Source organism: Synechococcus sp. NOUM97013 (genome assembly GCF_014279815.1).
GTDB lineage: Bacteria > Cyanobacteriota > Cyanobacteriia > PCC-6307 > Cyanobiaceae > Synechococcus_C.
This window is the reverse complement of sequence record NZ_CP047941.1, coordinates 801,158-822,842: the sequence shown is the minus strand read 5'-3', so window position 1 is coordinate 822,842 and position 21,685 is coordinate 801,158. Positions and strand designations below refer to the sequence as shown.

The following is a 21,685-nucleotide window of genomic DNA, read 5'->3' as shown; positions in this document are numbered from 1 at the left end:
GACAACGGACCTGCCCGAATCCATGCCTGACACCAAGGAGAAACCGCTGCTGCTACTGGTGGATGGCCATTCCCTGGCCTTCCGCAGCTTCTACGCCTTCAGCAAGGGAGGTGATGGAGGGCTCGCCACCAAAGATGGCCGGCCCACCAGCGTGACGTATGGGTTTCTCAAGGCACTGCTGGATAACTGCAAAGGGTTGAAGCCCGAGGGTGTCGCCATCGCCTTCGACACCGCGGAACCCACCTTCCGGCACGAAACCGATCCCAACTACAAGGCCCATCGCGATGTGGCGCCGGAGGTGTTCTTCCAGGATCTGGACCAATTGCAGGGAATCCTGCGCCAGTTCCTGCAGCTGCCGCTCTGCCTAGCTCCAGGATTCGAAGCCGACGATGTTCTAGGCACTCTGGCCAACCGCGCAGCTGAATCTGGCTGGCGCGTGCGCATCCTCAGCGGCGATCGCGACCTGTTCCAGCTGGTGGATGACCAGCGCGACATCGCCGTGATGTACATGGGGGGCGGACCCTATGCACGCAGCAGTGGTCCGACCCTGATTGATGAGGCGGGCGTGGTGGCGAAGCTGGGCGTGATGCCCAACAAGGTGGTGGACCTCAAGGCCCTCACCGGTGACAGCTCCGACAACATCCCCGGGGTGAAGGGGGTTGGCCCGAAGACAGCTATCAATCTGCTCAAGGAGAACGACGACCTCGACGGGGTTTACAAGGTGCTGGCCGAGGTTGAAGCCGAAGGACCGAAAGCCAGCCGGGGGGCTGTGAAGGGGGCGCTCAAAGGCAAGCTCAGCGCCGACCGCGACAACGCCTACCTGTCGCGCAAGTTGGCCGAAATCCTGGTGGACATCCCTCTCCCGGAGGAGCCCGTGCTCGAGCTGAGCCCGGTGGACGCGGACGGACTGCAGCAGCAGCTGGAAGATCTGGAACTGAACAGCCTGGTGCGCCAGGTGCCTGGATTCGTCGCCACCTTCTCCACCGGCGGACTGAATGCCAATGGCCATCTGCTCGAATCGACCACACCCAAACGCAAGCGCAGCAGCACCAGCAGCGAGACCCCTGCTGAGGAGGGCCCATCGGCCTCCGTAAACGACGCGCTCAACGCCACGCTCGAAACCGCTGCAGCGCAACCTGAACTGCAACCACAGGTAATCAGCACTGCAGCAGACCTCGAGGCACTCGTGAAGCGGCTGATGGGCTGCACGGATGCCATGGCACCCGTCGCCTTGGATACGGAAACCACCGACCTCAACCCCTTCCAAGCCCAGCTGGTGGGCATCGGTGTGTGCTGGGGGCCCGAGCCAGCGGATCTGGCCTACATCCCGGTCGGACATCGCTCCGCTGCAGAGCCCACCCTCGACAGCACGACTGCCCTGGTGCAGCTGCCGCTGGAGAGCGTTCTGGCTCAGCTGGCTCCTTGGCTGGCCAGTCCCGGGCATCCCAAGGCCCTTCAGAACGCGAAATACGACCGTCTGATCCTGCTGCGCCATGGCATGCCCCTGGGCGGGGTTGTCATGGACACCCTTCTGGCCGATTACCTGCGTGACGCGGCGGCCAAGCATGGTCTGGACGTGATGGCGCAACGGGACTACGGCATCACCCCCACGCTATTCAGCGATCTCGTCGGCAAGCCCAAAGACGGCAAAGCCAGCTGCTTTGCCGAGGTTCCCCTCGACCAAGCCGCGTTGTACTGCGGCATGGACGTTCATCTCACACGTCGCCTCGCCATTGATCTGAGGGCGCAGCTACAGGCCTGCGGCGACCAGCTACCTCGCCTGCTGGATCAGGTGGAACTGCCTCTTGAGCCGGTGCTGGCGGTGATGGAAGCCACCGGCATCCGCATCGATCTCCCCTATCTGGGAGAACTGTCGAAGGAGATGGGAGACACGCTGGAGCAGCTGGAGAAAGGAGCAAAGGACGCGGCAGGCGTTGACTTCAACCTGGCCTCGCCCAAACAGCTGGGAGAACTACTGTTCAACACCCTGGGCCTCGATCGCAAAAAATCCCGGCGTACCAAAACCGGCTACAGCACCGATGCCACGGTGCTGGAGAAGTTGGAAGGCGATCACCCGGTGGTGCCGCTGGTGCTCGAACACCGCGTGCTCAGCAAGCTCAAGAGCACCTACGTGGATTCCCTGCCCCAGCTTGTGGAAGCAGAGACCGGGCGTGTGCATACGGATTTCAACCAGGCCGTGACTGCCACCGGTCGCCTCAGCAGCAGCAACCCCAACCTGCAGAACATCCCCGTTCGCACGGAATACAGCCGACGCATCCGCAAGGCCTTCCTGCCGCAGGAGAGCTGGACGCTGCTCAGTGCTGACTACTCGCAGATCGAGCTGCGCATCCTCACCCATCTCTCCGGGGAAGAGGTGCTGCAGCAGGCCTACCGAGACGGCGACGACGTGCATGCGCTGACCGCGCGACTGCTGCTCGATAAAGACACGGTGAGTGCCGATGAGCGACGGCTAGGCAAGACGATCAACTTCGGCGTGATCTACGGCATGGGCGCCCAGCGGTTTGCCCGTGAGACCGGGGTCAGTCAGGCGGAGGCGAAGGAGTTCCTGAGCCGCTACAGGGAGCGATACCCCAAGGTGTTCGCCTTCCTGGAACTGCAGGAGCGCCTGGCCCTGAGCCGCGGCTACGTAGAGACCATCCTGGGACGGCGACGCCCCTTCCACTTTGACCGCAACGGCCTGGGCCGTTTGCTGGGGAAAGACCCCATGGAGATCGACCTGGATGTGGCCAGGCGCGGCGGCATGGAGGCACAACAGCTGCGCGCGGCCGCTAACGCCCCCATCCAGGGCTCCAGTGCCGACATCATCAAACTGGCGATGATCCAGCTGCAGGCGGCGATCGAGCAACAGGGGCTGCCTGCACGCCTGCTGCTGCAGGTGCACGATGAGCTGGTGCTGGAGGTGGATCCTCAAGCCATGGACACCACGCGGGAGCTGGTGGTGTCCACCATGGAAAAGGCCGTTGAACTGAGCGTGCCGCTGGTGGCTGAGACAGGGATGGGCGCGAACTGGATGGAGGCGAAATAGTCGGCCCCCCAAGGCTTAAGCCGTAACCTCCCCCAAGAGTCAGGAAAGGTCTTTGGCACTGCGGTTCACCAACACCCTCACCCGCCGCACAGAACCTTTCCAACCCCTGAAGCCAGGGGAGGTGAGTATTTACTGCTGTGGTGTGACGGTCTACGACCTCTGCCACCTTGGGCACGCTCGCAGCTACATCAACTGGGATGTGCTCCGTCGATATCTGATCTGGAGCAACTACGCGGTGACGTTCGTGCAGAACTTCACCGACATCGACGACAAGATCCTCAAGCGAGCCGCGGAAGAAGGATCATCGATGGAGGCAGTGAGTGAACGCAACATTGAGGCCTTTCATACAGACATGGATGCCCTGGGCATCCTCAGGCCCGATCGCATGCCCAGGGCCACCCGTTGCCTTGACGGCATCCGAGCGCTGATTGGCGAACTGGAAGCCAAAGGTGCGGCCTACTCCGCCGAGGGAGATGTCTATTTCGCCGTGATGAAGCATGCCGGCTACGGCAAGCTCAGCGGTCGCGACCTCGAAGACCAACAAACCAACGCCGATGGCCGCGTGGCGGATTCAGAGGAAGCACGCAAGCAGCACCCCTTCGACTTCGCACTGTGGAAAGGTGCCAAACCCGGGGAGCCCAGCTTCCCGTCACCCTGGGGCGAGGGACGACCGGGTTGGCACATCGAATGTTCCGCGATGGTGCGCGAAGAGCTCGGCGAAACCATTGATATCCACCTGGGCGGGGCAGATCTGGTCTTCCCGCACCACGAGAACGAGATCGCACAGTCGGAAGCCGCTACAGGCCAGGACCTAGCAAGGCTGTGGATGCACAACGGAATGGTGAATGTGGGCGGGGAAAAGATGAGCAAATCCCTCGGCAACTTCACCACCATCCGAGCGCTGCTGGAAAGCGGTCTGTCCGCAATGACGCTGCGCTTCTTCGTGCTTCAAGCCCACTACCGCAAGCCTCTGGATTTCACCTCCGAGGCCCTCGAGGCGGCAACCACCGGCTGGAAAGGACTGAATGCTGCACTGAGCCTGGGGGCGATGCACGCGAAAGTTCTGGGTTGGACACCAGCGACACCACTGAGCCCAGAGGCTGTGGTGGCCGCTGATCACAGCCTTGATGGCGACCTGCTTGGCGCGAAGCAGCGCTTTGCCGAAGCGATGGACGATGACATCAACAGCTCAGGAGCGCTGGCCGTGCTGTTCGATCTGGCAAGACCGCTGCGCGGATTGGCCAATCGCCTGGATCGCGGCGATCAACCCGAGCAATCCGTCGAAGAGCTGGGTGGACTCGAGCAGCGATGGCGGCTGTTGCGCGAGCTCGCCGCAGTGCTGGGCCTCCGCCTCGAAACGACGCCGTCCGCAGGTGCTGACGATTCATCCGAAAGTGCCGAGATCGAGGCTGCCATTGCGGCACGCACGCAGGCCAAGCAGAACAAAGACTTTGCGACCGCCGACCGCATCCGTGATGAACTCACCGCCAAGGGCATCGAACTGATCGACAAGCCCGGCGGGATCACTGAGTGGCGACGCAGCTGAGCTCTAGCGCTTCTTGCCAGCCATCATCGTCTCGATCTTGCGAATGCGGGCCAGGGTCGTGGTCCACACCTCGAGTCGGAAACGCTGGTCACCCAACGCGGGGTCTGCGGGATCGGCAGCGTCAATCCAAGCCCTGAGTTCAGCCAGCTTGGCGTCGGGATCCTGCCGGGCTTCAAAGGCATCCCAGAGCTCCCGCTCCAACTTGGCCCGCTCGATGAAATTCCAGCGCTTGAGCCAGAGCATCCTGTTGGTGTGCATCAGGGCCCTGTCTACCGGATTCTCCCAGCACAAGGTCTAAGGTCCGAGAGGTTGAGGCCTTAGCGCATGCAACCGGAAAGCCTGTCCAAAGCCATCCAGCTGTCCGTCGCACCGGTGTTTCTGTTGGCGGGCATTGGCATGCTGCTGAATGTGACCTCTGGTCGTCTCGTGCGAATCGTGGAGAATGCTCGCCGCGCCAAAGAGGCGCTGGACGCTGGAGAGACGGTGGATGACAGGGAACGTTCCACCTGGCGCTTACGCGCACAACTGATCATCCGGGCGATTGAGTTGCTCACCGCAGCCACCCTGTTGATCTCCGCGGTGGTGGCCGTGTTGTTCCTGAGCGTGATCAGCCGCCTGAACCTCACCGTTGTGGTCGTGCCCATGTTCATTGCGGCCATGGTCCTGCTGATGGTGGCGTCGCTCTGCTTCCTGCGTGAAGTGCGCATTGCATCGGTGCACCTGCGGCGCGTGCTCTGAACTGCCGCGGAGGGATCAAGCCTGCCCCGTCCACTTGCCGATCAGATCCACAACACTGATCAGCAAGCCTGCGGCGATCACCAGAGGCGACACCCAGCGCAGGAAAAACAGGATGATCCCAGCCCTCGCGGGAGGTGTGATCCCACTGTTCTTGAGATCGTCGAGGAAGATTCGCGGTGCAAACCATCCCATCAGCACGGCGATCAGCAACCCACCCGCGATCAACAACACGCCCCCGAAGAGATCATCCATCGTGCTGAGCACGTTGAGATCGGTGGCCGCCGGCAAACCAACCACGAAGATCACTGCCGCACTGATCCAGGCAGCCTTGCGGCGGCTCCAGTTCCAGCGGTCCATCAGGGCCGCCACGGGAACTTCCAGCAACGACACCGACGAAGTGATGGCAGCCAGATATGCAAGGGAGAAGAACGTCACCGCGACTACCCTTCCGGTCAGCCCGATGGATCCCAGACCCGTGGGCAGAGAGAGAAAGATCGTTCCGATCGTGGAATCAGTGATGGCATCGCCCAGGCCGAAACTGATCACCACCGGAAAGGTGAGCAGGCCCGCCAGCAGACCCACAGCTGTATCCAGTCCGACCACGGCGACCGCTTCCGAAGGAATCGGCGCTTTGCGGTTCAGATAGGCCGAGTAGGCAAGAATCGCGCCGATCCCAGTCCCTACTGAAAAGAACGCCTGGCTGAACGCATTGCGGATGGTGGTGATGTTCTGCAGTTCCTGGGCGTCCCAACGCAGCAGAAAAGTGCGATAGCCCTCCGCTGCACCAGGGAGGGAGCTGGCCCAGACCGCCAAAACCACAAGCAACACAAACAGCATCGGCAGGGCCACGCGTGAGAGGCGCTCGATCCCTGCCTGCACACCAGCCGCAACGACCACCGCGGTGAGCAGCATGCTGACGGCCTGACCAGCGATCGCACTCTGGCCACCGCTGATGCCCGCAAAGAACAACTCGGCCTCCCCCATGCTGCTGGGCAATCCCACCTGCAGCGCATGAAGCAGGGTCTGACCGGTCCAGCCCATCAGCACGCCGTAGAAGGCCAAGATTCCGCAGGACACGACGACAAACAGCCAGCCCATCGGCTGCCAGTTGCGCCCAGCCGCCTGAACGGGTGCCAGCAATGGACTGCGGCCCGTGCTGCGACCCAGCACCATCTCGGCCACCAGCACCGGCAGGCAGATGGTCGCCACGATCAGCACGTAGAGCAGAACGAACGTGCCACCGCCACCCTGAGACGCGCGATAAGCGAATCCCCAGAGGTTCCCGAGGCCAACGGCACTACCCGCGGCGGCCAGCACGAAGCCCAAACCCGACTGCCAGGACTCCTTCTGCGCTGTGGCCATGAACCCAGACACCGTGTAGTGGGAAAAGTTTGCCAGCACCCGGAATTGAAATGGGAGGATGGCGGCACTTGCCGGACTCCGTGTGAAAGCCATCAGCGTGCTGGGCTCCACCGGCTCAATCGGCACCCAGACTCTCGAGATCGTTCAGGATTTCCCCGACCAGTTCCGGGTGGTGGCGCTCACAGCAGGCAGAAACCTGGCGCTGCTGGTGAAACAAATTCAGCAGCACAGTCCCGAGGTGGTGGCACTGGCCGACGAAGCGCTGCTGCCTGAGCTGAACGAGCGACTGAAGGCACTTCCGGCCGACCAGCAGCCGCAACGACAGCCGCATCTGGTGGGTGGCCCCGACGGATTGAACACAGCTGCGGCCTGGGACACGGCAGATCTTGTGGTCACCGGCATCGTGGGCTGTGCAGGCCTGCTGCCCACCCTGGCAGCCATTCGGGCCGGCAAGGATCTTGCACTGGCCAACAAAGAAACACTGATTGCCGCGGGTCCCGTGGTGCTGCCGGAACTCAAGAAGAGCGGCAGTCGCCTGCTGCCTGCCGACTCCGAGCATTCCGCCATTTTTCAATGCCTGCAGGGCACGCCATGGGCCGAAAACGCGCGACTTTCCACTGGTGTGCCCACGCCCGGGCTGCGTCGCATTCAGCTCACCGCATCCGGAGGAGCATTCCGCGACTGGAAGGCGGCTGATCTCGAGAAAGCCACCGTCGCTGATGCAACCTCCCATCCCAACTGGAGCATGGGGCGAAAAATCACCGTTGATTCCGCCTCACTAATGAACAAAGGCCTCGAGGTGATCGAGGCGCACTATCTCTTCGGGCTGGATTATGACCACATCGAAATCGTGATCCATCCTCAGAGCATCATCCACTCGATGATTGAACTGGCGGATTCTTCTGTGTTGGCCCAACTGGGCTGGCCCGACATGAAGCTGCCGATCCTCTACTGCATGAGCTGGCCCTCCCGCCTGGAAACCCCCTGGAAGCGTTTGGATCTGGCCCAGGTTGGGCAGCTGACATTCCGTGCACCGGATCCCGCCAAATACCCCTGCATGGAGCTTGCCTACGCGGCTGGACGCGCCGGAGGCACGATGCCTGCAGTGATGAATGCTGCCAACGAAGAGGCCGTGGCGCAGTTCCTCGAGGAGAAGGTCCACTTCCTCGACATTCCAAACCTGATCGAGGCCGCCTGCGAACGCCACAAGAACGATCGTGTGGACACCCCGCAGCTTGAAGACGTGCTGGCTGTTGACCAGTGGGCACGGCAAGCCGTGCGCGAACAGGTGAATCGTGGCACCCAACGCATGACAACGGCCTTTGCTGCGTGAAAACGACTCCCAAGGTTCAGGCGTTGATCAGTCACCACCTGTTGCTCTGCGCGACACCCACGAAGGCGAAATGCTGCGATCCAGCCGATGGCCTGGAAACCTGGAATGCACTGAAACGGCTGGTGCGAGATCTGGGACTCGAAAACGAACAGCGACCTCAAGGAATTGTTTTACGAAGCAAAGTCGACTGCCTAAGGGCATGCGAGCGTGGTCCAATCCTGGTGATTTGGCCCGAGGGAATTTGGTATTCAGACGTCACACCCGAAAGGATTGAAGTCATTATCCGCAGCCATATCATCAACAATCAGCCAATAGAGAAATGGATTTATAAAACCACCCCATTTCAACACCAGAAACACCAATCGACCTAGACATTCAGCAAATCAAGAAGCATCGCGGTCATTAAATTACAACACGCAAGACTTCTCAGACAGCAACAATCACGCTTCTGGACGGAAAAGAACGATGTCCGAAAGACACGAGTCCACGAACGGGATCAACAACCCGCTAAAGTCTTAAGCAAATCTAAAGCGTCATCTTTTCGACCGCTTTTTTTACGAGCATTCATTTGGCATCGGCATCCACGGCAACCTCCACCCTTCGCCCACCAACTCCTCTTTTCAAGCAAAGCGGCTCGTCACCGTCCTATCCGAGCAAGGCAGAACTTCTTAGCGCATTACCGCCAGAGCTCACTCGGTTCAACCCGATCAAAGCGTGGGGAAGTCTGATCATGTCATCAGGCCTGTCTCTAGCCGCCTTCGGGGTCGGAACCCAAATTCCCCTCACCCTCCAGGCCACTCCGCTGTGGGTGCTTTACGGCATCGTTTGCGGCACGATTGCCATGGGCTGCTGGGTCTTAGCCCATGAATGTGGCCACAATGCGTTTCACCCAAACCGACGCATTGAAGGCGTTATTGGTTTTCTTCTGCACAGCGCTCTGCTTGTGCCTTACTACAGCTGGGCGCGCAGCCATAGCGTTCATCACGCCCACTGCAATCACCTTGAGCAAGGAGAAACGCACGTTCCTCCACGCGCCACATCCGCTTTAGGTCAAACCACAGAACAACTTAAAAGGAAACTCAATCCAACGCTGTTCGGAATGATCTCCCTCTTCAATCATTTAGTGATCGGCTGGCAGCTCTACTTGTTTTTTGGAGCAACCGGAGGGGAAGACTATGGCTCTCCCACATCCCATTTCTGGAATGGAAATCCATTCTCAAATGGCAAGCGAAGCCTGTTCCCTCAATCATTTCGCACTTTGATGGTGCGCTCCAATATTGGGATCATGGCAATGATCACCTTTCTCATCATCGCTGCGTTTCAATCATCGATACTTCGCGTGTTGTGTGTGTATGGAATCCCATACCTAGTCATCAACATGTGGCTCACCACTTACACCTGGCTTCAACACACCGATCAGGATATTCCGCACCACTCCAATGCAACATGGACGTGGGCCAAGGGAGCACTTCAGACTGTCGACCGCCCCTATGGACCCGTGCTCAACCTCCTACACCACGGGATCGGATCAACCCATGTTTGCCACCACGTCAATTCCGCCATTCCTCACTACAACGCCTGGCGAGGCACCGCCCTACTAAGAAAAAAATTCCCTGAATTGGTCCGTTACGACTCCACACCAATTCACCGTGCACTTTGGAGAATTGCGACAAAATGCGGTGGCGCAGTGTATCAAGATCCTCAAGACCATTCTTACTACTTTTAGAAAAGATTTAAGCCAACAGTTTGCCAATCATCCATGGCTTATGAGGCACTTGAACTCTCAATCTGTTTGTTGAACCATGCACAAGCCAAGCGATCAGACCAACAGCCTGTGAGAAGGCTGTCGCCAGGTGCATGAAAACCATTGTGGCCTCCCTGAGCTGTCAAGAAGACGTCGAGGCGATAGCGACTCTTGGGCAAACGATTGGCAACCAGGCTGTTTTGGAGCTGAATCGCAGAACTTGCTGGCACCCAAGGGTCATCAAGAGCCTGCAGGATCAAGATTGGGGGGAGTGGCACCGATGCCGCCAGAAGACGCGGTAAGGGCGAAGCACCGGCGTAGTAGTCGTCCACAGATGAGAAGCCCCAACGCGGCGCCGTCACCGCCGCATCAAAGGCACGGATCGACCGGGGCGGTTCATGGGTGAGTTGCTGCTGCTCCAAGGCACTGACGCCGAAAGGATCCGCCAGCGTCTGGCGCACGAGGCGCTGCAAAAGCCAACGCTGATACACGCGATTGCGCGGTCGTTCGATCGAAGCACTGCAGGCAGCAAGATCCAAGGGACTGCTGGCGCAGAAGAGACCATCCAGCAGCGGAGCATGGTCTTGCCAACCGTGCGTTGCTCGCTCCTCAGGGGTGGCCATACAGGCATTGAGCAGCATGGTGCCCCCGAGTGACACCCCTGCACCCAACAGGGGCAATGGCGTCGTGGATGGGGCGACCAACTCAGCACACAACTGGCGCGCGTGTTGAATGACCGGTAGTAGGTCACTGTTGCAGCGAGCTGCGTAAGTGCCTCCGGCGAGATCGCGGCCAGGATCTGCGCCGCGCAGATTCAGCCTGAGCACAGCAAAGCCGCTGTTCTGAAGGGTGAGGCCAAGACGCCTCAGTCCCTCACGCCGACTGGAGCCGCCGAGGCCGTGCAGAAGAAGCACTAACGCCCTAGGAGGTGTGCTGGCTAGTTCGGAGCTGGAAAGAGGGAGATCCAGAAAGGCCAGTAATTCACCAGCTGCTGCGGCTCCACTCGCCAAAGCAGGGACAGCGATCGGAACGGGTTCCCCACGATCAAGTGGAAGCGCAACCGGGCGGAGCGTGTCGCGCAGGGTCTGAAGGTCGCCACCGATCCAGGGAAAACGCTGTTGATAGGGAACAACCCCCAGTTGCCGCAACAGCTGGGGGTTGTGTGAATGATTCGCGTGCGAAGCCTTCAAAAGCCTGATGGAAGCGCGCTGATCACTTCTTGCCCACACCGAGCTCTTTGAGCTCACCGAGCAGATCACCGAGCACCTTCTTGGCATCACCAAACACCATGGAGGTGTTGCCCAGTTCGAACAGATCGTTCTTGATGCCGGAGTAACCGGCACTCATGCCTCGCTTCACCACAAACACTGTGCGGGCCTGTTGCACGTCGAGCACAGGCATGCCGTAGAGAGGCGAATCGGGATCATTCTTGGCCTGGGGATTGACCACGTCGTTGGCTCCGAGAACAAGCACCACATCGGTGGCCGGGAACTCTGGGTTGATCACGTCCATTTCCTTGAGCTGCTCGTAGGGCACATCAGCCTCAGCAAGCAACACATTCATGTGACCCGGCATGCGACCTGCCACCGGATGAATGGCGTAATCCACCTGGATGCCAGCCGCTTCAAGCGACCGGGTCACTTCCCGCAGGGTGTGCTGAGCCTGGGCCACAGCGAGGCCGTAACCAGGAACGATCACGACGCGCTCCGCCGCCTCGAGAGTGAGCGCACACTCTTCCACGCTGCAGCTGGTGATGTTGGTGTATTCACCACCGCCGCCACCGGAAGAAGCACTGGCGCCCAGTGCACCGCCAAACAGCACCGACACCAGCGAGCGGTTCATGCCGTTGCACATGACCTGAGTGAGGATCAGGCCCGCTGCCCCGACCATGGCGCCCGCCACGATCAGCAGCTGGCTGCCCACGACGAAACCGGCTGCAGCCGCGGCCACACCGGAGTAGCTGTTCAACAGCGAAATCACCACGGGCATGTCAGCACCGCCGATCGGCAGGGTGACACCAATGCCCAACAGACCCGAGGCCACCACGAGCAGGGTCAGCGCCTGGGTGCCGCTTCCATCGGCAATCAGCTTGATGGCGGCAACAAGAGACGCCACGGCGAGCGCGATGTTCACCGCATGACGGGCCTTGCTCTGCATCCAGGCAGGTGTGGACAACCAGCCTTGGAGCTTGGCCATCGCCACGATCGAGCCCGTGAAGGTGATCGCGCCCACGAAGACGGAGATGGCGATGGACACCACGGCGACGAGCCCAAAGGCATCCAATTGCGTGGGAAAGAACGCTGCAGCAAGAGCGACCAGCAAGGACGACATGCCGCCGCAGCCGTTGAACAGCGCGACCGTTTCAGGCATGGAGGTCATCGGCACCCGCTGCGCGGTAATGGCACCAAAAACACCACCAACAACCGTGCCGATGACGATCCAGATCCAGGCCGCAGCGCTGATGCCAGACGTGCCGAGGTAGTTGATCAAGAGGCCGAGAACGGCCAAACCCATGGCCACCGCAGCCAATTGATTGGCGCTGCGGGCCGAGCGAACCTTGGAAAGACCTTTGATCCCAAGAGCCAGCAGCAGAACCGCAACCAACTCAACGGCGTATTTCAGAAAATCCATCAGCGGTTCTCCTTGCGGGCGGGCTTACGGCTGAACATGGCGAGCATGCGGTCGGTGACCAGGAAGCCACCGATCACGTTGAAGAGAGCAAAACCAAGCGACACCGAGCCGAGAATCAGCAGAACAGGGTTGTCACCGGAGCGGATGATGGCGGTGAGTGCGGCCAGCACCGTGATGCCTGAGACGGCATTGGCACCACTCATCAGAGGCGTATGCAGGGTGGGAGGCACCTTGCCGATCAATTCCAGGCCCAGGAGGCTGCCCAGCAGCAGCACCCAGAGGAACTCCACAAAACTTGTATCCATCAGTTGGCTCCTGGGGTGAGAACGTCACTGCGACGGATGGTGCCGTCCTGACTGATCAGGCATCCGGCAATCAGCTCGTCCTCGATGTCGAGGGTCAGCTGTCCATCACTGAGGGTCGGCTGCAGCAGAGCCAGCAGATTGCGTGCGTACAGCTGGCTGGCGTGATTGGGCACGGTGCAGGGCAGGTCATTGGCACCAATCAGCTTCACGCCATTGCGATCCACCGTCTTGGACGGAACCGTGTCGGCACAGTTGCCACCCTGGGCCACCGCAAGATCAACCACGACCGAGCCCGGACGCATGCGATCCAGCATGTCTTCACTGATCAGGCGTGGTGCACGGCGACCGGGCACCTGAGCCGTACAGATGGCCACATCCGCTTCGGCCAGCTGATCCGAAAGCTGCTGACGTTGTGCAGCGAGGAATGCATCGGAGGCCTGCTTGGCATAACCACCGGACTCGGCGGGCTTGTCCTCCATTTCGGGAGGATCAATGAAACGGGCGCCAAGAGATTCCACCTGCTCTTTGACAGCAGGTCGGATGTCGCTCACGTACACAACGGCGCCGAGACGGCGCGCAGTGGCCACAGCCTGCAAACCGGCCACACCGGCGCCGAGCACCACCACCCGGGCAGGCTGAACGGTTCCCGCCGCCGTCATCAGCATCGGGAAGTAGCGGTCGAGTGCTGCCGACGCCATCAACACCGATTTGTAACCGGCGATGTTGGCCTGAGATGACAACGCATCGGCGGACTGTGCCCGGCTGATGCGAGGCAACAGTTCCAGAGCCATGGCAGAAAGGCCACTGCGCTTCAGCGCTCCGTCCAGCTCAATGTTGGCGTAAGGCGCCAACAATCCCACCAGCAATGCGCCTCGACGCAAGCGCCCCAGGGCATTGGCGGAAGGGGATTGAACGCACAGCAACGCATCCGCCTGAGACCAAGCAGATGCGTCTCCGACGGGCACCAGCTCGGCGCCAGCCTCGGAATACGTTTCATCGAGATAGCCGGATGCCCGGCCCGCACCCTTTTCGAGTACGACCCGGCAGCCGAGTGCCGAAAATTTCTTGACAGTTTCCGGAGAAGCCGCAACGCGGGTTTCGCCCGCTGCGCTCTCCACCGGGATCAACAGATTGGGCAAGGTTGGGATGCCGCCGACCCAGTCAAGATTACGAGGTCGCCTGATGGCCTGCATCTTTTCTGAAGATGCTTCTCCACCACTGAAGCTTTGGCTAGGGAGAGGGTCCTGTCTTCAGCAGCATGGGACTCACTGCGATCGAATGCCCAGATGGCGTCTGCCACAGCCACCACGGCGGTCATGCCGTGGAACGTCGGGCCATGGAACAACTGCTGGCCGACCACGGCCGCGAATGGTGCGAAAGGCTGGCGGAACGCATCTATGAAATGTCAGTTGACACCTTCTCGCAAACGGTGATGCCGAGCCTGCATGCGTCGGGCTGGCAGCGCCGTCATCTGGACTGGGAATTCAAGCTTCAAGAGCTGGATTCCGAACCGGATCGAACGCTGGTGGACGGGATCATCAATGCCACGGAAAGCTTCCTGCGCAGCAGTGAAGTGCATCGACTTTTCATTCAGGAACTCGTCCAGGGAACCTTTGACGAGGCATCTGACGATCATCTGCGCAGCGAAGCCGTGCGTGAGTTGATCGAGCAGGAGATCCTCACCTTGCTCGAAGAGAAGCGCGATGTGCTGACAGAACGGCTCAGCGCTCGGCTTCTAAAACGGGCCGGTGGTCGGCTGGATCGTGCTCAGCAGGCCGCCCAGGACGGATTCATGGATGTGGAACGCCTGCTTTGCAATCACACGGAATCCCTCTGAATTCCGCTCGCTGACGTCCACCAATGGACGTTGCCGAACCGAGGAGGAGCTTCAGAAGATCGGCTGAAGCTCCTCCTCGATGGCGATCGCCTGTCCGGGAAGGTCCCGGCGGCGCAGCCAACGGGCCCGAAGAATCATGAAATCCAGGTCACAGTCAAGAGACCAGCAGCGCTCCAAGCAGCGGCGCGACTCAGGTCCTGAGGATGATCGGGTCCGACATCTGGCCATAGCGGCAAGGTCGTAAGACCTCGGGGTGATGGTCGGAAGTTAAGGGTGGCGAACACGTTTGAAATGGTTAGAAAGACCTAACTTTCGGCGCCGCTATCGACACACCGTCTTTCGCCCTTGGCGCCAGGTCCCAAGGTCACTCCATTCGCCCAAGGGAATGGCAGCAGCAGCTCATTCAGCTGCTGCGCAGACGGCTGCAACCCGAGTCCCATGCCGCTCGCGATGTGCTGATCCATGCCGGTCCTGGAGCCGGCAAAACCCTGGGCGCCTTGTTGGCCTTCCAGGCGATGCAGCAGGAGGGCCGACTCGAGCATGCCCTGGTGTTCTGCCACCGCACCTCCATCCTCAGCCAGTGGCAAAGCTCCGCAGCGCGCCTGGGACTCAAGCTCGAGCTCTGGTCCGGTCAGAACCAACTGAACGGCGACGTCGATGGCTGGCTCGTCAGCTACCAAGGAGCCGGCCGACAGCAGCACAACCTGTCAGCCGATCTCCAGCGATGGAACGCCGAGACACTCCTAGCGATTGCCGATGAAGCCCATCATCTGGGGGTCGACCCCGATGAACCGGATGGACCCGTCTGGGGTCACACTTTTCTGGAACTGAGCAACCGTGCGCGATTGCGCCTCGGTCTGACAGGGACACCCTTTCGCGCCGACAACCTGGCCTTCTGTGCAGCCCGCCGTGTGCGGGTGGAGGAACAGGGACAACTGGTGGAACAGATTCATCCGGATCTCTCCGTTGAACCCAGGGAACTGATTGCAGCAGGGGATGTTCGTCCCCTGGAATTCCGTTTCCAGGACGGCTGGGTGGAGCACGGCCAGGAGGGCATCCCAGACCGAGAGATTTCGCCGTTGTCGGCCGAACAGCGGGAAAGCTGGCGCGCTCGCAATCTGCGCCGAGCCATCCGCCTGTCCGACAGCAGCAGCATTGCGCAGCAACTGCTGCTGCGGGCACGCAAACAACTCGAGAAGGTGCGCAACGAGCACCCACGCGCAGGAGGTCTTGTGATTGCACGCGATATCGAACACGCGCGTGCCATCACCCTCTTGCTGGAGGAAGAGGGTGATCGGGTCGACCTCGTTCACTCGCAAGACTCCGAAGCGGCCGCACGTTTGAGCGGCTTTCAGGCAGGGCAGGCTGACTGGTTGGTGAGCATCGACATGTGCGCTGAGGGCTTCGATGCCTCGCGCATCAGGGTGGTGGCCTACCTCACCACGGTGGTGACCCGCAGTCGGTTCGTACAGGGCATCACCCGTGCCGTGCGCATGTGCGGCGAACGGGCCAACCTGGAATCCATTCCTCGCGAACCCTCCTATGTGTTCGCGCCAGCGGACCCATTGCTGATGCAGTACGCGCGCAGCTGGTCGCTGTCAGAGCCGTATCGGATTGCCGTTCCGGCAGTAGCTGACGATCAAGACCCGACTGAAATCGGCGGCTCCTGGCGAGGCCCAAGCCTGCCAATGGAGGCAATTGAGGATGGAGCCGGAGCGGTGATTCGCATGAAAACCCCGGAATTACCCAGATTTTTGCAGCGTTGAAAACATTTGTGCGCCGAAAAAAATGCGACGTTTGACGAATTCAGGGCTGATGGCGACCCATCAGCAATCAACCTGGTCAACATCTGGGAGACAGACATGGATGCAGCTCTTGAACGTCGCGTCAGCGTTGCCACCTGCTGGGCATCCACCCGAATCGCTGTGCTCGACAGCGCTGAGCGCTATGAGGACAGCTACGCGTTGACCGAAGAATTTCGAGAATGGATCACCTGTTTGGGAGAACATCCAGAACTGCTGGAGGACTCGGTGATGAGCGTTCAGCAAGCCCCGACCAAGGGGAAGCATCAATACTTCGGCACTGCAATGGAAGAGAATCAGTAAATCTAAAGAAATCCTTAAATCTTTCTTAGCCACTACTTTTTTCGCTGGCTCATCTTTTGCCGCTTGATACGCAGCCCGTTCCGTCAGCGCCAGTATCCCGAACTTGGCCGGGGCACCCTTAGAGTCAAGTCATAGTCATTCCGCATTAGCCATGGCGGTCGAAAATCTGGTGATTGTGGGTTCTGGTCCCGCCGGATATACCGCTGCGATTTACGCCGCACGAGCCAATCTCAACCCTCTGTTGATCACGGGATTCCAGCGGGGAGGCATTCCCGGCGGTCAGCTAATGACCACCACACACGTGGAGAACTTTCCTGGCTTTCCAGATGGGGTGCTGGGTCCTGAGCTGATGGATCTGATGAAAGCGCAGGCCTGTCGTTGGGGGACACGCCTGCTGGAGGCCGATGCTGATTCCATTGATCTGAGCCAGCGCCCCTATCGAATCCAATCTGATGGCCAGACGATCGAAACCCATGCCCTGATCGTTGCTACAGGCGCCAGTGCCAATCGTTTGGGCCTGCCCAGCGAAGAGCGCTTCTGGAGCCAGGGCATCAGTGCCTGCGCCATCTGTGATGGCGCCACCCCCCAGTTCCGCAACGAGGAACTGGCCGTGGTGGGCGGCGGCGATTCCGCCTGCGAAGAAGCTGTTTATCTCACCAAATACGGCAGCCACGTGCACCTCTTGGTGCGCTCAGACCAGCTGCGCGCCAGTGCCGCCATGGCTGATCGCGTCCAAGCGAACCCTCAGATCACCGTTCACTGGAACACCCAGGTGCTGGACGTGACCGGGGATGAGTGGCTGAACGGCTTGAAGCTGCTGCGCCGCGACAGCGGCTTAGAGGAGCATCTGCCCGTGAGCGGCATGTTCTATGCCATCGGCCACACACCCAACACAGACATCCTGAATCACCAGCTCGACTGTGATCCCAAGGGCTATCTGATCACCCAGCCGGGGCGTCCTGAAACTTCGATGGAAGGCGTGTTTGCAGCTGGCGATGTGGCTGATGCGGAGTGGCGCCAGGGCATTACGGCTGCCGGGAGTGGCTGTCAGGCTGCCCTTGCCGCTGAACGGTGGCTGAGTCACAACAATCTGGCATCGCTGGTCACACGGGAACAAACCGAACCCGCCTCGGCTGAAACACCGCAAACAACGGTGGAAACAACGGAAGCGACCTATGACCCCTCAGCCCTTTGGCAGAAGGGCAGCTACGCCTTGCGCAAGCTCTATCACGACAGCTCCAAACCGTTACTCGTGGTGTACACCTCCCCGAGCTGCGGTCCATGCCACGTGCTCAAGCCGCAGCTGAAACGCGTGCTCGATGAGCTGTCGGGTGCTGCACAGGGAATTGAAATCGACATCGAAGCCGACCAAGAGATTGCCAAGCAGGCCGGTGTAAACGGAACGCCGACCGTGCAACTGTTTTATGGCAAAGAACTAAAGCAGCAATGGCGCGGCGTCAAACAGCGCAGCGAGTTCAAGGACTCGATCCAATCACTGCTGGTTGAGCGCTGAGGCTCAGCGACGGCGCGGGCCACCGGGACGGTTTCCACCCGGACGACCACCGGGGGCGCCAGCGTTGCGTTCCCGGTAGGTGATCCGGCCACGGGTGAGGTCGTAAGGGCTGATCTCAACCAACACCTTGTCGCCAGCGAGCAACTTGATCCGGAATTTGGTGAGCTTGCCAGCAGCACGGCAAAGGCATTGGTGACCTGCGGGCTGCTCCAGAGTCACCAGGTAGAACCCATTGCCCTGTTCCTTCTCGATCACACCCGAGGTTTCAATCATGCGCCGGCGTTGACCAGATAAAACACACCAACATTTTAGAAGGCCATCCGCTCCAGGATCATCCCCACAAAGAAGGTCATCTCCCTAGGGTCACGCTGCGCCACGACACCGCGATGATTCTTCCTCCCCTTTCAATGGATCTGGGGCTTCTGATGATTTCCATCGGTGCTGTCAATCTTTGGCGAGCCCGTCAGAAATCCACCTAGTCTTCGCTCAGACGCTCCAAAACTGTGTCCGAGTCAGCTCTCGCCGCCTTTGCTGCCCTGGTTCAGTCCGATTCCAAGGTCCGCGAACAGGTGCGTCAAGCCGCCACACCCAAGCACGTGGTTGATCTCGCGAAAGAACAGGGTCACGAGTTCACCCAGGCAACGATGATGAGGATGCAGGCTGAACGCTTGCAGCAGCTGCACGACGATCACATCAACGATGCCGCCAGCTGGGGTGAAGCCCTGCTGCTCTGCTTTGGAAAGCACTCCTGACGCTCCTTCTGCACAAGCCCTTCGGGGTTCTGAGTCAGTTCACACCGGAACCCGACAGCCGATGGGGGTGTCTGGCTGACTGGGTCGACGTCCCTGGGGTCTATGCGGCTGGACGCCTGGACGCCGACAGCGAAGGTCTCCTTTTGCTCACAGCCAACGGTCGCCTTCAACAACGTCTGACCGATCCCCGTTTCGGTCACTGGCGCACCTACTGGGTGCAGGTGGAGGGAATGCCTGTCGCCTCGCAGCTGGACGCACTGCGCCAGGGCGTTGTCGTTCAGAAACAGCGCACTCGACCGGCGCGTGTTGACCATCTCGCCAGCGAGTACTGGCAAGCACTGCCGGAACGGGAGCCCCCAATCCGCATACGACAAAGCATTCCTACCGCCTGGCTGACAATCAGCCTCACCGAAGGGCGCAATCGTCAGGTGCGGCGCATGACGGCCGCAGTCGGTCTTCCCACCTTGCGGCTGATTCGCCACAGCATGGACCTGATGGATGGCGGCCCACCACTCAGTCTGAGCGACCTTCGCTCAGGAGAATGGCGCGCCGTCACGCCCAACGAACAGGATCGCCTGATGTCTCTGCTTAAGCGGCCGGCAAGGAACCGATCAAGGTCACGGCCCTGAATTCAATCCCTTCGACAACACGCCAAGGCTGCTCGGAACGATCGGCATAGGACACCTCCTCAAAGCCGAGTGAACGGAAATCAGCCAGGAAGGCCTCTTCTTGCCAGGCACCACTGATGCAACCGCTCCAGAGTTCTGCATCTTGCTGCAGATGGTCGGGGACAGGTCGATCACAAACGATGTCGCTGATCGCCACGCGACCACCCGGGCGCAGCACTCTGCGGATGTTGTTCAACAGGGATGTCCGTCCCGACGGATTCACAAGATTGAGCACACAGTTGCTCAACACGACATCGACACTGCCCGTGGCAATCAGCGGTTCGCCTGCCGCCGTGGGTGCATCCAAGGACTCGATGGCGCCTTCAACAAAGCGAACGTTGTCAAAACCTACTTTTTCGGCCACCACCGGAGCCGCCTGACGCGAAAGGGCCAGCATGTCGGCGTTGCGATCGACGCCGATCACTGCACCGGATGCGCCCACAACCTGAGCACAGATGAAGGCGTTTTTACCGCTTCCACTTCCGAGGTCGAGAACGGTGTCACCGGATTTCACCCATCGCGTTGGATCACCGCAGCCGTAATCACGCTCCACCACCGCATCAGGGATCACAGCCAACAGAGAGGAATCAAAGGCGACAGGCGTGCAAAGACAAGCCTCCTGCTCTTGCGCCGCCGCGCCGTAACGCTCCTCAACAGCCTGTGTCTGATCCAGGGATGGACCACAACATCCTTCGCTCATCAGCTCAATACCTCCTGCAATTCACGCACGATCGACCATTGACCGTAGTAGTAGTTCGCGCTGGCACGGCGGTCGTTGTCCTCCAGGCTGTCGAAGGCATCGAAACCGATGCTGCGCCAGAGATCATGACCACAAGCACGATCGAGCTCGGTTTCCGCTTCACGGGCGAGGTTATCGAGACGGCGCTGCAGATTTTTGACTTGAGCGGCAGACATCGACGGGAGGCATCAGAACGCCATCCTAACGAAAACCAGTACAAATCAACTAGGCAAGCCTGCAATGGCTCGCGTCAGAACGGCAGTTTTTTCTTGGCGTCCTTGTCGAGATCAGCCTCCATGGCGCGCAGGCGCTTCAGGATCGTGTCGTAATACTCACGGATGTATTCCTCGAGACCCGTGATCTCTTCAGGATCAATCCCAAAACTGCTGTAGGTCTCCTCCATCGGAGCACTCAGGCTGCCACCACCACCCGTGACAGCCCCGAAGGCAAGACGTTCTGCCACATTCACTGCCGGCTCGAAGAATGAGCAGATCCCCGCCGTGAGGTCAAGCAACGCTGGAGGCACCCGAAACACGCGAGCCGATTTTCCGGAGGCCAGCTCACAAAGCTGAACCACCTCACCGGTGTTCCAGGCCTTGGGCCCAACCACTGGAAAGGTCTTGCGGACCGTGTCGGGGTGATCGAGAGCAGACACGGCAAATCGCGCCATGTCCTGAGTGTTCATGTAGGCGATTGAAGTGGGACTGCCACTCACCCAGACGGTCTGGCTCTCGAGAATGGGGATCGCAAACTGACTGATCACGCCCTGCATGAAGGCGGCTCCCTGAAGCACGGTGTAGTCCAGCTCGGACTCCCGAAGCAGCTTTTCTGTGCAGTACTTGATGTCCATCAGTGGAACATCACGGTGCTTGTCCGCATCGAGCAGCGACAGAAACACAAAGCGCTTCACACCCGCGCGTTCACAAGCCCTCAGCAGATTGAGCTTTCCATCCCAATCTGTTTCGTAGATGCTCTTGGGGTCATCTGGGCGGCTGGTGGATGCATCGATGACGGCGTCAACACCATCCAGTGCGTAGTCAAGACTCGCCGGCTCAAGCAAATCACCGCGGGTGAGCTCAACTCCCCATTCCTGAAGGAAGGACGCTTTTCTGGGAGTGCGCACCATGCAGCGAACGTCGTGCCCTTGGTCGAGTGCCCTTCGGGCAATCTGACGACCCAGGGTTCCCGTACCACCAACCACCAGGACCTGCATGGGCTCTCTAAGGCAAGGAGGGAGCTTAATGGCGCTCCCTGCTGAAACGAGGATCAGTCTTTCTGAAGCTTGAGCAACAACGCACCACCCGCCAAGCCCACGGGGATCAGCACCCAGAAGATCGCTGCTGTTCCAAAAATCTCCGAGGCCATT

Annotated in this window: 24 protein-coding genes; 12 read left to right on the top strand and 12 right to left on the bottom strand. The window is 60.0% G+C overall.

Features of this window, described 5'->3' with window-relative positions; translation table 11 throughout:
* Nucleotides 1–22: 22 nt before the first annotated feature.
* Nucleotides 23–3,046, top strand: a complete 3,024-nt coding sequence (polA, locus tag SynNOUM97013_RS04215) for a DNA polymerase I (RefSeq protein ID WP_186480903.1) — start codon at nt 23–25, stop codon at nt 3,044–3,046.
* 52 nt (nt 3,047–3,098) lie between these two features.
* Entirely contained in the window at nt 3,099–4,592 is a 1,494-nt protein-coding gene (cysS, locus tag SynNOUM97013_RS04210) for a cysteine--tRNA ligase (RefSeq protein WP_186480902.1), read from the top strand.
* A 3-nt stretch (nt 4,593–4,595) separates the two neighbouring features.
* On the opposite strand, the gene SynNOUM97013_RS04205 is transcribed toward cysS, so the two are convergent.
* Nucleotides 4,596–4,835, bottom strand: coding sequence for a hypothetical protein (locus SynNOUM97013_RS04205; protein ID WP_186480901.1), 240 nt, complete (start codon nt 4,833–4,835; stop codon nt 4,596–4,598).
* Nucleotides 4,836–4,916: 81 nt separating this feature from the next.
* Here SynNOUM97013_RS04205 and SynNOUM97013_RS04200 point away from each other — a divergent pair, with 81 nt between their 5' ends.
* The gene (locus SynNOUM97013_RS04200) at nt 4,917–5,330 is read left to right on the top strand and encodes a DUF2721 domain-containing protein (protein ID WP_186480900.1); all 414 of its coding nucleotides are present in this window, start codon (nt 4,917–4,919) and stop codon (nt 5,328–5,330) included.
* A 15-nt stretch (nt 5,331–5,345) separates the two neighbouring features.
* Here the strand turns inward: SynNOUM97013_RS04200 and SynNOUM97013_RS04195 are convergent, their stop codons facing one another.
* Complete coding sequence (locus SynNOUM97013_RS04195; protein ID WP_186481423.1) at nt 5,346–6,692, bottom strand: sodium-dependent transporter; 1,347 nt, start codon at nt 6,690–6,692, stop codon at nt 5,346–5,348.
* 82 nt (nt 6,693–6,774) lie between these two features.
* On the opposite strand from SynNOUM97013_RS04195, the gene SynNOUM97013_RS04190 reads away from it, so the two are divergent.
* The 3 genes from SynNOUM97013_RS04190 to SynNOUM97013_RS04180 all read left to right on the top strand — a co-directional run bounded on the left by SynNOUM97013_RS04190 (nt 6,775) and on the right by SynNOUM97013_RS04180 (nt 9,751).
* Nucleotides 6,775–8,025: a 1-deoxy-D-xylulose-5-phosphate reductoisomerase gene (locus tag SynNOUM97013_RS04190; protein ID WP_186480899.1), complete on the top strand. Its 1,251-nt coding sequence runs from the start codon at nt 6,775–6,777 to the stop codon at nt 8,023–8,025.
* Nucleotides 8,026–8,063: 38 nt separating this feature from the next.
* The gene (locus tag SynNOUM97013_RS13735) at nt 8,064–8,396 is read left to right on the top strand and encodes a ferredoxin (RefSeq protein WP_186481422.1); all 333 of its coding nucleotides are present in this window, start codon (nt 8,064–8,066) and stop codon (nt 8,394–8,396) included.
* 359 nt (nt 8,397–8,755) lie between these two features.
* On the top strand, nt 8,756–9,751 hold the full coding sequence (locus SynNOUM97013_RS04180; RefSeq protein WP_370586462.1) for a fatty acid desaturase: 996 nt from the start codon (nt 8,756–8,758) through the stop codon (nt 9,749–9,751).
* Between the two features lie 38 nt (nt 9,752–9,789).
* On the opposite strand, the gene SynNOUM97013_RS04175 is transcribed toward SynNOUM97013_RS04180, so the two are convergent.
* Genes SynNOUM97013_RS04175 through SynNOUM97013_RS04160 form a run of 4 tightly spaced genes read right to left on the bottom strand, consistent with a single transcriptional unit; the run spans nt 9,790 to nt 13,898 of the window.
* Nucleotides 9,790–10,998, bottom strand: coding sequence for an alpha/beta hydrolase (locus SynNOUM97013_RS04175; protein ID WP_255443071.1), 1,209 nt, complete (start codon nt 10,996–10,998; stop codon nt 9,790–9,792).
* Nucleotides 10,982–12,400 carry an NAD(P)(+) transhydrogenase (Re/Si-specific) subunit beta gene (locus SynNOUM97013_RS04170; RefSeq protein WP_186480897.1) on the bottom strand — a complete coding sequence of 473 codons (1,419 nt, stop codon included), beginning with the start codon at nt 12,398–12,400 and terminating at the stop codon, nt 10,982–10,984. The genes SynNOUM97013_RS04175 and SynNOUM97013_RS04170 overlap by 17 nt, the downstream gene beginning before the upstream one ends.
* Nucleotides 12,400–12,705 carry an NAD(P) transhydrogenase subunit alpha gene (locus SynNOUM97013_RS04165; RefSeq protein WP_186480896.1) on the bottom strand — a complete coding sequence of 102 codons (306 nt, stop codon included), beginning with the start codon at nt 12,703–12,705 and terminating at the stop codon, nt 12,400–12,402. The genes SynNOUM97013_RS04170 and SynNOUM97013_RS04165 overlap by 1 nt, the downstream gene beginning before the upstream one ends.
* Complete coding sequence (locus SynNOUM97013_RS04160) at nt 12,705–13,898, bottom strand: Re/Si-specific NAD(P)(+) transhydrogenase subunit alpha (protein WP_255442970.1); 1,194 nt, start codon at nt 13,896–13,898, stop codon at nt 12,705–12,707. The genes SynNOUM97013_RS04165 and SynNOUM97013_RS04160 overlap by 1 nt, the downstream gene beginning before the upstream one ends.
* A gap of 65 nt (nt 13,899–13,963) precedes the next feature.
* Between SynNOUM97013_RS04160 and SynNOUM97013_RS04155 the strand changes: the two genes are divergently transcribed.
* Complete coding sequence (locus SynNOUM97013_RS04155) at nt 13,964–14,542, top strand: EF-1 guanine nucleotide exchange domain-containing protein (RefSeq protein WP_186480894.1); 579 nt, start codon at nt 13,964–13,966, stop codon at nt 14,540–14,542.
* 51 nt (nt 14,543–14,593) lie between these two features.
* On the opposite strand, the gene SynNOUM97013_RS13730 is transcribed toward SynNOUM97013_RS04155, so the two are convergent.
* Nucleotides 14,594–14,719 carry a hypothetical protein gene (locus tag SynNOUM97013_RS13730; RefSeq protein WP_255442968.1) on the bottom strand — a complete coding sequence of 42 codons (126 nt, stop codon included), beginning with the start codon at nt 14,717–14,719 and terminating at the stop codon, nt 14,594–14,596.
* 230 nt (nt 14,720–14,949) lie between these two features.
* Here SynNOUM97013_RS13730 and SynNOUM97013_RS04150 point away from each other — a divergent pair, with 230 nt between their 5' ends.
* The 3 genes from SynNOUM97013_RS04150 (at nt 14,950) to trxB (ending at nt 18,160) form a co-directional block, all read left to right on the top strand.
* Nucleotides 14,950–16,308 carry a DEAD/DEAH box helicase gene (locus SynNOUM97013_RS04150; protein ID WP_370586461.1) on the top strand — a complete coding sequence of 453 codons (1,359 nt, stop codon included), beginning with the start codon at nt 14,950–14,952 and terminating at the stop codon, nt 16,306–16,308.
* 96 nt (nt 16,309–16,404) lie between these two features.
* Nucleotides 16,405–16,647 carry a hypothetical protein gene (locus tag SynNOUM97013_RS04145; RefSeq protein WP_186480893.1) on the top strand — a complete coding sequence of 81 codons (243 nt, stop codon included), beginning with the start codon at nt 16,405–16,407 and terminating at the stop codon, nt 16,645–16,647.
* A gap of 151 nt (nt 16,648–16,798) precedes the next feature.
* Nucleotides 16,799–18,160: a thioredoxin-disulfide reductase gene (gene trxB, locus SynNOUM97013_RS04140; protein WP_186480892.1), complete on the top strand. Its 1,362-nt coding sequence runs from the start codon at nt 16,799–16,801 to the stop codon at nt 18,158–18,160.
* A gap of 3 nt (nt 18,161–18,163) precedes the next feature.
* Here trxB and infA read toward each other — a convergent pair whose 3' ends face one another.
* Complete coding sequence (gene infA, locus SynNOUM97013_RS04135) at nt 18,164–18,433, bottom strand: translation initiation factor IF-1 (RefSeq protein WP_006041809.1); 270 nt, start codon at nt 18,431–18,433, stop codon at nt 18,164–18,166.
* A 230-nt stretch (nt 18,434–18,663) separates the two neighbouring features.
* Here infA and SynNOUM97013_RS04130 point away from each other — a divergent pair, with 230 nt between their 5' ends.
* Both SynNOUM97013_RS04130 and SynNOUM97013_RS04125 read left to right on the top strand, forming a co-directional pair.
* The gene (locus SynNOUM97013_RS04130; protein ID WP_186480891.1) at nt 18,664–18,912 is read left to right on the top strand and encodes a Nif11-like leader peptide family natural product precursor; all 249 of its coding nucleotides are present in this window, start codon (nt 18,664–18,666) and stop codon (nt 18,910–18,912) included.
* Complete coding sequence (locus SynNOUM97013_RS04125; RefSeq protein WP_255443068.1) at nt 18,891–19,541, top strand: pseudouridine synthase; 651 nt, start codon at nt 18,891–18,893, stop codon at nt 19,539–19,541. Before SynNOUM97013_RS04130 ends, SynNOUM97013_RS04125 begins: the two co-directional genes overlap by 22 nt.
* Here SynNOUM97013_RS04125 and SynNOUM97013_RS04120 read toward each other — a convergent pair.
* From SynNOUM97013_RS04120 to petM, 4 genes are all read right to left on the bottom strand, one after another.
* Nucleotides 19,501–20,280: a methyltransferase domain-containing protein gene (locus tag SynNOUM97013_RS04120; protein WP_186480890.1), complete on the bottom strand. Its 780-nt coding sequence runs from the start codon at nt 20,278–20,280 to the stop codon at nt 19,501–19,503. The genes SynNOUM97013_RS04125 and SynNOUM97013_RS04120 overlap by 41 nt on opposite strands.
* Nucleotides 20,280–20,495, bottom strand: coding sequence for a hypothetical protein (locus SynNOUM97013_RS04115; protein WP_186480889.1), 216 nt, complete (start codon nt 20,493–20,495; stop codon nt 20,280–20,282). Before SynNOUM97013_RS04115 ends, SynNOUM97013_RS04120 begins: the two co-directional genes overlap by 1 nt.
* A 74-nt stretch (nt 20,496–20,569) precedes the next feature.
* Nucleotides 20,570–21,532, bottom strand: coding sequence for an NAD(P)H-binding protein (locus tag SynNOUM97013_RS04110; RefSeq protein ID WP_186480888.1), 963 nt, complete (start codon nt 21,530–21,532; stop codon nt 20,570–20,572).
* A gap of 53 nt (nt 21,533–21,585) precedes the next feature.
* Nucleotides 21,586–21,684, bottom strand: a complete 99-nt coding sequence (petM, locus tag SynNOUM97013_RS04105) for a cytochrome b6-f complex subunit PetM (protein ID WP_007100308.1) — start codon at nt 21,682–21,684, stop codon at nt 21,586–21,588.
* Nucleotide 21,685 lies beyond the last annotated feature (1 nt).

Bases quoted from the DNA above. Each gene is read 5' to 3' on its own strand.
- petM (WP_007100308.1), bottom strand. From the start codon at position 21,684: ATGGCCTCGGAGATTTTTGGAACAGCAGCGATCTTCTGGGTGCTGATC.
- SynNOUM97013_RS04120 (WP_186480890.1), bottom strand. From the start codon at position 20,280: ATGAGCGAAGGATGTTGTGGTCCATCCCTGGATCAGACACAGGCTGTT.
- trxB (WP_186480892.1), top strand. From the start codon at position 16,799: ATGGCGGTCGAAAATCTGGTGATTGTGGGTTCTGGTCCCGCCGGATAT.
- SynNOUM97013_RS04165 (WP_186480896.1), bottom strand. From the start codon at position 12,705: ATGGATACAAGTTTTGTGGAGTTCCTCTGGGTGCTGCTGCTGGGCAGC.
- SynNOUM97013_RS04115 (WP_186480889.1), bottom strand. From the start codon at position 20,495: ATGTCTGCCGCTCAAGTCAAAAATCTGCAGCGCCGTCTCGATAACCTC.
- SynNOUM97013_RS04170 (WP_186480897.1), bottom strand. From the start codon at position 12,400: ATGGATTTTCTGAAATACGCCGTTGAGTTGGTTGCGGTTCTGCTGCTG.
- polA (WP_186480903.1), top strand. From the start codon at position 23: ATGCCTGACACCAAGGAGAAACCGCTGCTGCTACTGGTGGATGGCCAT.
- SynNOUM97013_RS04145 (WP_186480893.1), top strand. From the start codon at position 16,405: ATGGATGCAGCTCTTGAACGTCGCGTCAGCGTTGCCACCTGCTGGGCA.
- SynNOUM97013_RS04180 (WP_370586462.1), top strand. From the start codon at position 8,756: ATGTCATCAGGCCTGTCTCTAGCCGCCTTCGGGGTCGGAACCCAAATT.
- SynNOUM97013_RS04205 (WP_186480901.1), bottom strand. From the start codon at position 4,835: ATGCTCTGGCTCAAGCGCTGGAATTTCATCGAGCGGGCCAAGTTGGAG.
- SynNOUM97013_RS04160 (WP_255442970.1), bottom strand. From the start codon at position 13,898: ATGCAGGCCATCAGGCGACCTCGTAATCTTGACTGGGTCGGCGGCATC.
- SynNOUM97013_RS04155 (WP_186480894.1), top strand. From the start codon at position 13,964: ATGGGACTCACTGCGATCGAATGCCCAGATGGCGTCTGCCACAGCCAC.
- infA (WP_006041809.1), bottom strand. From the start codon at position 18,433: ATGATTGAAACCTCGGGTGTGATCGAGAAGGAACAGGGCAATGGGTTC.
- SynNOUM97013_RS04200 (WP_186480900.1), top strand. From the start codon at position 4,917: ATGCAACCGGAAAGCCTGTCCAAAGCCATCCAGCTGTCCGTCGCACCG.
- SynNOUM97013_RS04195 (WP_186481423.1), bottom strand. From the start codon at position 6,692: ATGGCCACAGCGCAGAAGGAGTCCTGGCAGTCGGGTTTGGGCTTCGTG.
- SynNOUM97013_RS04110 (WP_186480888.1), bottom strand. From the start codon at position 21,532: ATGCAGGTCCTGGTGGTTGGTGGTACGGGAACCCTGGGTCGTCAGATT.